Consider the following 9,433-nt stretch of genomic DNA (forward strand, 5'->3'; position numbering starts at 1 on the left):
GCTTGAATCTTGCTGGTGTGTGGCGCAGCTTACTGGCAAAGCGGCTGCCTTGTCGAGCCTGCGCCGCCGGCTTCCGGCCCCGTTTTTCCCGCATCCGCGTCGCCCGCGCCGGCCGTTTCGCAACGCGCGCCGACGACCGTCGGCGTGATGAAGACGACCAGTTCGCTGCGCTGGTCGCGCCGTGCGCGGTGCCGGAAAAGCGCGCCTAGTACCGGTATTTTGCCCAAGAGCGGCACCCGCGTCACATCGTCCCGGTTCAACTGCTCGTAAATCCCGCCGATCGCGACCGTTCCGCCGTCCTCGACCTCGACGCGTGTCTGGACGTGCTTCGTATGAATCGCCGGGCCGGCCGCCGTCGGCTCGCCGATGCTGTCCTTCGTCACGTCCAGGTCCAGCACGACGCGCCCGTCGGGCGTGATCTGCGGCTCGACCTCGAGCTTCAGCGTCGCGCGGCGGAACTGCACGCCGCTCACGCCGTTGCCGACCTTCGCCTGGTACGGCAGCTCCGAGCCCTGTTCGACGATCGCCTTCACGCGGTCGGCCGTCACCACGCGGGGGCTGGAAACGATCTGGCCCCGCCCCTGCGCCTCGAGCGCGCTCAATTCAACGTCGAGCACGCGGCTGAGCGGCGCGGCGAACAACGTGAAGCCGGCCGTCGCCGCCTCGAAGCCGCCGAGCGGTCGTGCGGCCAGGTCGAGCGCGTTGCGCGTGTCCGTCGCGAATGCCGCGCCGTCGGCCGCGGGCGCCCGTCCCTGTGCGCGCAGCGCGACGCGTGCGCCGAGGTTGCGCGAGAAGCCCTGCTCGCCTTCTACGATCCGCGCCTCGATCCGGACCTGCCGCGATGGCCGGTCGATCGCATCGATCAAGCCCGCGATCTGCGCGATGCGCGGCGCCAGATCGGTGACGAACAACAGGTTCGTGCGCGGATCGGCCGCCGCGGCGCCGCGTTTCGACAGCAGGCGCTGGCCGGTCGCTCCGGCCAGCAGCCGCTGCACGTCCTGCGCGCGCGGGTAATGCAGCGCGAAGGTCCGGCTCGCGAGCGGCTCCAGCTCGGCCGCGCGTGCATGCGTTTCGAAGCGCTCGCGCTCGCGCGCGGCGAGTTCGGCCGCCGGCGTAACCCAGATCACGTTGCCGCGCCGGGACATCGCCAGCCCGTGCGTATCGAGCAACGTGTCGAACGCATCGCGCCAGCGGACATTGTTCAGACGTAACGTCACGGTGCCGCGTACCTGCTCGCCGACGATGATGTTGAGCCCGGTGAATCGCGCGAGCGCGTCGAACGCGGCAGCGAGCCCGGCGCCTTGCAGATTCAGCGAGATCCGCCGCGCGTCATCCGCATCGCCGGGGTGCCGCGCCGCGGCGTCGCTCATGCGCGTCGGCGGCGGCAATGGAATCGGCGGCCCTTCCAGCCGGGGCACCGGTGCGGTGGTGTCCGCTTGAAGCGCCGCGCGCACGGCCTGATCGAACGGCGGCGGGCCGTCATGCGCGGGCGCTGCACCGTCCGCACCGTCGGGCGCACCCTGCGGCAGCGGTGTGTCCTGGGCATGCGCCTGCATCGACGCGATCGGCCAGCCGGCCGGCGGCAAAGGCGGCAACAGGGGCAACGGCGGCAGCGCCGCGTGTGCCGCGGCCACGCCCGATCCGACCCAGAATGCGATCGCCCGCCATCCGTACTTCGTCATGGGCGACCTCCGTCATCCATGCCGAACCGGCGCGCGCCGTCGGCTGTCACAAGCGTCACCGCACCGGCATCGACGCTCACCACGCGTGACATCCCGAACGCTTCGCCCGGCGCAACGGTCGCGAATGCGCCATCGCCCGCGTCGAACAGCGCGAGCCCGGCGCGTACGTCGCGAATCGTGCCGGCCAGGCGCGGCGTCGCATCGTCGGCCTGCGCGGGCAAGCCATCGCCGCCGAATGGATCGTCGCTCGGCACGCCGGCAAGCAGCCGCACCGTGCCATCGGGAACACGAGCCCCCGACAGCGCCGGAAACACGTCGATCGTCATGTCCACCCGCAACGAGGGCGGTTTCCGCTCGATGTGCAGTCTCGACGGCACCACCAGCGCGGGAAAACTCGCCAGCCCGCCGATCAGCCGCAGCAACGCCGGAAAGCCGCCGTCCGCGACGATCCGCACCGTGCGTCGGCCATCCGGCGCCGCTTCGTCAGTGCGCCGCGGCTCGATCGACACGATCCGCAGTCCGCTCGCGCCGGCCAGGTCCGCCAGTTCGAGCATCAGTGCGGGCCACCCCGATGCACGCGGCACGCTGGAGGCGTGCCCGGCAGCCGGGTCCGGGTTGCGCCGTGGCGCGGTCGCGAGCAGCCGCTGTGCGTCGGCGGCACGCACTTGTGCCGTTGCCAGCAACGCGCGACTGCGTGCGAGGCCGCTCGCGTCGACGGCATCCATCAGATGAATGGTGCCCATCGTCACGCACGCGAACGCCGCCACGCAGCCGATGGCATGCGCCGCGGCCGGCGACATCCGCGCCATGCGGCCGCGCCGCCCGGCACCGGCTGGCATGGATCGATGCGTGATCGCCGTCATGCGTCGCCTCCCGCGGCCTTCTGCCGCGGCGGCGCGTCGTCCCAACGCACCTGCACGGAAAACCGGAACGGCGCGGCCGAACCCATGACTTGAGTGGCCGAAGCCGGGGTCAGCGCACCGACATCGAATCGCCAGTCACGCTGCTCGACCGCAATCCGTGCGAGCCACCGCGCGGCCGCCCGATAACTCGTCGTGCGCGCGTCGAGCACGGCGCCGGACGCAGTCGTGCGCAATGCGTCGAGCCGGACGGTGTCGTCGCGCACCTGCGCCAGCGTCGCGAGCAGCCCGGCGACACGCCGGCAAGGCGCGGCAAGCGCGGCCGCCCGTGCATCGCGTCGCGCGAGGTCGGCGGCCACGCCGGCGGCGCGCCGTTCGGCATCGATCCGTGGCTGCAATTGCCGCAGCCGCGCCTCCACACGCGTACGGTCCGCATCCACGCGCCATCGCCACGCCGTCGCCGCCCCCGTCCAAACGCAGGCCCCGAGCACGCCGAGCACGATCGCCGCCCCGCACTGCGCGGCACGGCGCCGCCGCAACGCCTGCGCCAGCCGCTCACGGTACGGCAGCAGATTGAAGCCGCCGAGCACGGCGTGGCCGGCGGCAGTTCGCCCGAACCCCACATCGGCCATCATTCCCACACCCCGCGCAGCGCCAGCCCGATCGCGAGGGCAAACGCCGGACCGCCCTGCGTTCCGGCGGGCACGCCCGGCAGCCCGTCCCATCCGGTGCAGTCGAATGGCACCGCGGCCACGCCGAGCGCATCGCCGATATCGGCGGCCGACGTACCGCAGCGGGCGATGCTGCGCGCGTCGCCGGCCACGAGCACGCAGCGCACCGGCTCGAACACGCACTGGCGCAATGCGTCGGGGAACGCCGCCTGCACGTCGCCGGACACCGCGAGCACCGGTACGGCGATCGAACCGTCGACCCGCCAGCCGCGCACGCCCGTGTCGCAGAACCAGAATGCGGCGTACGGGCCGTGGGCATCGGGTTCGAACTGCGCGGCATAGCGCAACGCACGCAGCGCGGCGGCCGATTCGCCGTCGACGGCCGTCAGGTCGACGCCAGCCTGCGCGGCGACGTCGATCCGCCGTTCGAGCAATGCCTGCGGCGCCACGGCGACCTCGATCTCGCCCGGGCACGCGCCGTCGTCCTGCCGCCAGTCGAACGCGAGGCTGTGGGGCGGCAGCCCCGAGATCCGTTCAGCGGCCTGCCGGGCGGCGTCCGCGACGTCGTCGCGCCCGGCCAGGTCGAGCGTCGCGGTCCGCATTTCGTCGTCGCGCAGCGCCATCACGCCGCGCGTATCGCAGCGCACGCCCGCCGCCGACAATCGCGACACGGCCGCCGCCAACGCGCGTGCGACCGCGGCCCAGCGCGCCTCCTCCGGCCCGTCCTGCAATCCGACCGGCTCCCGCTCGAGTCCTTCGACCCGCACCTCCACGGCCCGCCCGCGCCGGCTCAGCACGGCCACCCTCACCTCGTCCGCCCCGACGTCGATGCCCGTCGAACGGTGCCTGCCCGGCGCGAACCGCGCCGCCCATCGTCCTGTCATCCCAGCCTCCCGCGATCGTTGCGGCCCACGCCGCGTTTCCGAGGCCTGATTCTGCAAAGCGGCGCGTGTGCCCGACAGTCGGCCGGACGGCCAGTTGTGGCGCGGGGCGACCTCGCGGACACTATGCCGGCGGCACCGCGATCCGCCGGTTTCCGGCCGCCGCCCCCCGCGTCAAGACCGGTCTTACCGGGCAGCTATAATCGCGGGACTGTTTTCCGGTATGCCTATGCAATCCACGTCTCCTACGTCCCCGCCTCCCGCGCCCGAGCCGAAGAAGCGGTCCTGGTGGCTGAAAGTCCTGATCGGCCTCGCCGCGATGTGCGTGGCCCTCGTCGTGGCCGGCGGCCTCGTGCTCGGCTACGCGCTCGTCGTCGCGTGGCCGAACATGCCGTCGCTCGACGCGCTGACCGACTATCGTCCGAAGGTACCGCTGCGCATCTATACGTCCGATCACGTGCTGATCGGCGAATTCGGCGAGGAACGCCGCGACATCGTCCATTTCAAGGACGTGCCCGACTCGCTCAAGAAGGCGATCCTCGCGATCGAGGACGCACGCTTCTACGATCACGGCGGCGTCGACCTCACCGGCATCGCCCGCGCCGGCTTCGTCGCACTGACGAATGGCCATGCGTCGCAGGGCGCGAGCACGATCACGATGCAGGTCGCGCGCAACTTCTTCCTGTCGAGCGAAAAGACCTACACGCGCAAGATCTACGAAATGCTGCTGGCCTACCGGATCGAGCGCGCGCTGACGAAGGATCAGATTCTCGAGGTCTACATGAATCAGATCTATCTCGGCCAGCGTGCGTACGGCTTCGCGAGCGCCGCACGGGTCTATTTCGGCAAGGACCTGAAGGACATCACGCTCGCCGAAGCGGCGATGCTCGCGGGGCTGCCGAAAGCGCCGTCCGCGTACAACCCGGTCGTCAATCCGAAGCGCGCGAAGGTGCGCCAGGAATACATCCTGCAGCGGATGCTTGAGCTGAACTTCATCACGCGCGAGCAGTACGACCAAGCCGTCGCGCAGCCGCTCGCCGTCAAGGGTGCGGGCCGCGAGTTCAGCGTGCACGCCGAGTACGTCGCGGAAATGGTCCGACAAATGATGTACGCGCAGTACCGCGAGGAAACCTATACGCGCGGCTTCAACGTCGTCACGACGATCGATTCCGCCGACCAGCAGGTCGCATACACCTCGCTGCGCAAGGGCATCATGGATTACGAGCGCCGCCACGGCTATCGCGGGCCGGAAGGCTTCATCGAATTGCCGGCCGGCGCCGACGATCGCGAGCAGGCGATCGACGATGCGCTGCTCGAACACCCCGACAACGGCGAACTGATCGCGGCGGTCGTCACCGCGGCCACCCCGCGCCAGATCACCATCGCCTTCATCGACGGCAGCAGCGCGACGATCGAAGGCGACAATCTGCGCTTCGCGTCGGGCGCGCTGTCGGCCGGCGCGCAGCCGAACCGCCGCATCCGCCCGGGCGCGATCGTCCGGGTCGTGAAGAACGACGCCGGGAAGTGGTCGATCACGCAGTTGCCGCAGGTCGAAGGCGCGTTCATCTCGATCGTTCCGCAGGACGGCGCGATCCGCTCGCTGGTCGGCGGCTTCGACTACAACAAGAACAAGTTCAACCACGTCACGCAGGCGTGGCGGCAACCGGGTTCGTCGTTCAAGCCGTTCATCTATTCGGCGTCGCTCGACAAGGGCCTCGGGCCGGCCACGGTGATCAACGACGGCCCGCTGTATTTCAGCGCCGCGGAAACCGGCGGCCAGCCGTGGGAACCGAAGAACTACGGCGGCGGTTTCGAAGGCCCGATGTCGATGCGCACCGCGCTGCAGCGCTCGCGCAACCTCGTGTCGATCCGGATCCTGAACCACATCGGCACGAAGTACGCGCAGCAGTACATCACGCGCTTCGGCTTCGACGCCGACCGTCATCCGGCCTACCTGCCGATGGCGCTCGGCGCGGGCCAGGTCACGCCGCTGCAGATGGCTGGCGCGTACTCGGTGTTCGCGAACGGCGGCTTCCGCGTGAATCCGTACCTGATCGCCGAAGTGACCGATCCGAACGGCGCTGTCGTCGCCCGCGCGCAGCCGCTCATCGCCGAGCAGAACGCGCCGCGCGCGATCGACGCGCGCAACGCGTACGTGATGAACAGCCTGCTGCAGAGCGTCGCGCAGCGCGGCACGGGCGCGCGCACCAACGTGCTGAAGCGCACCGACCTCGCAGGCAAGACCGGCACGACGAACGACTCGCACGACGCGTGGTTCGCCGGCTACCAGCACACGCTCGCGGCGATCGCGTGGATCGGTTACGACAACCCGCGCAGCCTCGGCGATCGCGAAACCGGCGGCGGCCTGTCGTTGCCGGTCTGGATCGACTATATGGGCGCGGCGCTGAAGGGCGTGCCGGAGTTCAAGCCGACGATGCCGGACGACGTCCAGGCGCTCGGCAGCGAGTTGTACTTCACCGACTTCACGCCGGGGCACGGCTTCGTGTCGACGGTCGGCGTGCCGCAGGCGCCGGCGGTGCAGAGCACCGACGAAGCGGTGCCGCACGTCGACGAACAGGAGAAGCAGGACATCATGAACCTGTTCCGCGGCCACTGACACGAACGGCCCGACCATGAAAAAAGCGCCCCGCGGGGCGCTTTTTCCTTGTGCTTCGATCCGGCGTATCGGCCGCCCGGCCAGGCAAGCGCCGGACGCGTTACGCGCCGAACGTGATCGGCAGGCCGGCCTGCTGCGTCGCGTACTCGGTGAGCGCGGCGAAGAACTCGGTGCCGGTGCGCGTATCGCGCCATTCGCCGTCCACGAAACGGTAATGGAACCCGCCCGCCTTCGCGGCGATCCACAGCTCCTTCATCGGCGGCTGGAGGTTGACGATGATCTTCGAGCCGTTCTCGAACGTCAGCGTCAGCACGCTGCCGTTGCGCTCCAGATCGATGTCGTGATCGCCGTCGTTCGCGGCATCCACGGTACGCTCGACGGCCGCCAGCACGGCCTCGGCACGGGCCAGGTATTCAGTATCGGACATGCTAAACTCTATCGGTTAAATTGTTCAGGGACGATCATGCGAGTCGTTTTCCGGATGAGCGCGATTGTAGCGGCTTTGGCGATTCTTGCCGGCTGCGGTCAACGCGGTCCGCTCTATCTGCCCACCGTGCCCCCGTTGCCGGCGAAGCCCATCCAGCAGCAGGACACGGCGCCGTCCGACGTCACGCCGACCGATGAAAACGCGTCGTCCGACAGCATTCCCGATTCTTCCGGCACGCCGCTCACGCTGTCACCGGAGCTGTCGAGCGATGCATCGAAGGCCGCGACGCCGGCATCCGGCCCGGCCGCCACGCAGTAAGCGCGCGCCGCCGCTCGCGCGGCTTCCTTCGCGACCAAGGCGATGACTGCCCGTCATCGCCTTTTGTTTTTCCGGGCCCGCCTCGTCACGCGCGGATGCGCCGCCAGCCCCATTCGAGCAGGCGCCAGCCGAGCAGCACCGCAACGATCACCGCGTAGAGCTTCGGCTGCGCGAGATTGTGCTTGCCGGCCCTCATCCACCAGAAATGCAGCACGCCGAACAGCGCGATCGCATAGATCGCGCGATGCAGCGTCGCCCAGTGACGGCCGAGCCGGCGCACCATCGCGCGCGGCGAGGTCGCGGCCAGCGGAATCAGCAGCACGAACGCGGCGAAGCCGACCGTGATGAACGGACGCTTGCCGACGTCCTTCAGGATCGCGAGCACGTCGAACCACTTGTCGAACCACAGATACGTCGTGAAATGCAGCGTCGCGTAAAAGAACGCGAACAGGCCGATCATCCGGCGAAAGCGCAGCAACGCTGGAACGCCCGTCACGCGCCGAAGGGGTGTGACGCCGAGCGTGAGGCAGAGCATCACCAGCGTCCAGAGGCCCGTCGAGCGCGTGATGAATTCGATCGGGTTCGCGCCGAGCCGGTCGGTCAGCCCGAACAGCACGAGACGGGCGAGCGGATAGAGTCCGGCCGCGAAAACCAGCACCTTGGCGGGGGCAAGCCAGCGCGACGCGGCAGCACGCACTGCGCCGCCCCGGGAACCGCCGGCGGCAGCCGTGCGCGTGCCGGACGCGCGCGCGGGCGTCAGCGTCGAAGGAGGCATGTCGTTTCTCACCGGCGCACTCAGAAGTTCTTCTTCAGGTCCATGCCCTGATACATCGACGCGACGAGATCGCCGTAGCCGTTGAACATCAGCGTCTTGCGCTTCGGCGTGAAGAAGCCGTCCTCGCCGATCCGGCGCTCGGTCGCCTGGCTCCAGCGCGGGTGATCGACGTTCGGGTTCACGTTCGAATAGAAGCCGTATTCGTTCGACGCGTACGTGTTCCAGCTCGTTTTCGGCTGCTTGTCGACGAAGCGGATCTTCACGAGCGACTTCGCACTCTTGAAGCCGTACTTCCACGGCACGACGATCCGCACCGGCGCGCCGTTCTGGTTCGGCAGCACCTGGCCGTACACGCCCATCGTCAGCAGCGTCAGCGGATTCATCGCCTCGTCCATCCTCAGCCCTTCCGAGTACGGCCAGTCGAGCACCGGCGTCGACAGCCCCGGCATCTGCGACGGATCGGCCAGCGTGACGAACTGCACGTACTTCGCGTTGCCGGTCGGCTGCACGCGCTTGATCAGCTCGGACAGCGGCACGCCGATCCACGGGACCACCATCGACCAGCCTTCGACGCAACGCAGCCGGTACACGCGCTCTTCGAGCGGCGCGAGCTTCAGCAGTTCGTCGAGATCGAACACCTTCGGGTGCAGCACCTCGCCTTCGACGCTCACGCGCCACGGGCGCGGCCGCAACGTGCCGGCGTTTTGCGCCGGGTCGCCCTTGTCGGTGCCGAACTCGTAGAAGTTGTTGTAGGACGTGATGTCCTTGAACGGCGTCACCTGGTCGGCCGCGACGAACTTCGGGTTGGTTTTCGCCACGAGCTTCGCGGCCCGCGCGTCGGGCGACGCATAGGCGGCGAACGCCGCGCCGCTGCCGCCGAACAATCCGCCCGCCGCCGCCAGGCCGGCGGCCTGCAAGACGCGCCGCCGGTTCTCGAACACCGCGCGCGGCGTAATCTGGCTCTGCGCGATGTCACCGCCGGTCAGTACGGTACGCAAAGGGTGTTTGATCCACATCGTGCTGCTCCTCCTGCATGCGCGGCGCGCACGCTTCATGAGCGTTCGACCCGACCCATCCTGCGCCGTTCGACGCCCGGACCGCCCGCCCGTTACAAAAGAAAACCGCCGGGCACGCAGTGCGCCGGCGGTCTTTTGTCGGACCCGCGTCGGAAATCTTACAGCTTGCCGTAGCTGTGCAGCCCG

Annotated in this window: 9 protein-coding genes; 2 read left to right on the forward strand and 7 right to left on the reverse strand. The window is 69.3% G+C overall.

Annotated features, from left to right (window positions below):
• Window positions 1-29: 29 nt before the first annotated feature.
• From U5A56_RS28620 to U5A56_RS28635, 4 genes are read right to left on the reverse strand one after another with little or no spacing between them, the layout of a single operon-like run.
• Complete coding sequence (locus tag U5A56_RS28620) at window positions 30-1,682, reverse strand: type IV pilus secretin PilQ (RefSeq protein WP_321925777.1); 1,653 nt, start codon at window positions 1,680-1,682, stop codon at window positions 30-32.
• Window positions 1,679-2,545 carry a pilus assembly protein gene (locus U5A56_RS28625; protein WP_321925779.1) on the reverse strand — a complete coding sequence of 289 codons (867 nt, stop codon included), beginning with the start codon at window positions 2,543-2,545 and terminating at the stop codon, window positions 1,679-1,681. The genes U5A56_RS28620 and U5A56_RS28625 overlap by 4 nt, the downstream gene beginning before the upstream one ends.
• Entirely contained in the window at window positions 2,542-3,177 is a 636-nt protein-coding gene (locus U5A56_RS28630) for a fimbrial protein (RefSeq protein ID WP_321925781.1), read from the reverse strand. Before U5A56_RS28630 ends, U5A56_RS28625 begins: the two co-directional genes overlap by 4 nt.
• Window positions 3,174-4,097: a competence protein ComA gene (locus U5A56_RS28635; protein WP_321810710.1), complete on the reverse strand. Its 924-nt coding sequence runs from the start codon at window positions 4,095-4,097 to the stop codon at window positions 3,174-3,176. Before U5A56_RS28635 ends, U5A56_RS28630 begins: the two co-directional genes overlap by 4 nt.
• 226 nt (window positions 4,098-4,323) lie before the next feature.
• On the opposite strand from U5A56_RS28635, the gene U5A56_RS28640 reads away from it, so the two are divergent.
• Window positions 4,324-6,711 (forward strand): penicillin-binding protein 1A, encoded by a 2,388-nt coding sequence (locus U5A56_RS28640; RefSeq protein ID WP_082088581.1) that lies wholly within the window; start codon window positions 4,324-4,326, stop codon window positions 6,709-6,711.
• Window positions 6,712-6,811: 100 nt separating this feature from the next.
• Here U5A56_RS28640 and cyaY read toward each other — a convergent pair whose 3' ends face one another.
• Window positions 6,812-7,138: an iron donor protein CyaY gene (gene cyaY / locus U5A56_RS28645; RefSeq protein ID WP_124487840.1), complete on the reverse strand. Its 327-nt coding sequence runs from the start codon at window positions 7,136-7,138 to the stop codon at window positions 6,812-6,814.
• A 36-nt stretch (window positions 7,139-7,174) separates the two neighbouring features.
• Between cyaY and lptM the strand changes: the two genes are divergently transcribed.
• On the forward strand, window positions 7,175-7,456 hold the full coding sequence (gene lptM / locus U5A56_RS28650) for an LPS translocon maturation chaperone LptM (protein WP_124571926.1): 282 nt from the start codon (window positions 7,175-7,177) through the stop codon (window positions 7,454-7,456).
• An 85-nt stretch (window positions 7,457-7,541) separates the two neighbouring features.
• On the opposite strand, the gene msrQ is transcribed toward lptM, so the two are convergent.
• Both msrQ and msrP read right to left on the reverse strand, forming a co-directional pair.
• Window positions 7,542-8,231, reverse strand: a complete 690-nt coding sequence (gene msrQ / locus U5A56_RS28655) for a protein-methionine-sulfoxide reductase heme-binding subunit MsrQ (RefSeq protein WP_321925784.1) — start codon at window positions 8,229-8,231, stop codon at window positions 7,542-7,544.
• A 20-nt stretch (window positions 8,232-8,251) separates the two neighbouring features.
• Window positions 8,252-9,247 (reverse strand): protein-methionine-sulfoxide reductase catalytic subunit MsrP, encoded by a 996-nt coding sequence (msrP, locus tag U5A56_RS28660; RefSeq protein ID WP_321925786.1) that lies wholly within the window; start codon window positions 9,245-9,247, stop codon window positions 8,252-8,254.
• Between the last annotated feature and the right edge of the window lie 186 nt (window positions 9,248-9,433).

The organism is Burkholderia sp. BCC1998 (assembly GCF_905339875.1).
Lineage (GTDB): Bacteria > Pseudomonadota > Gammaproteobacteria > Burkholderiales > Burkholderiaceae > Burkholderia.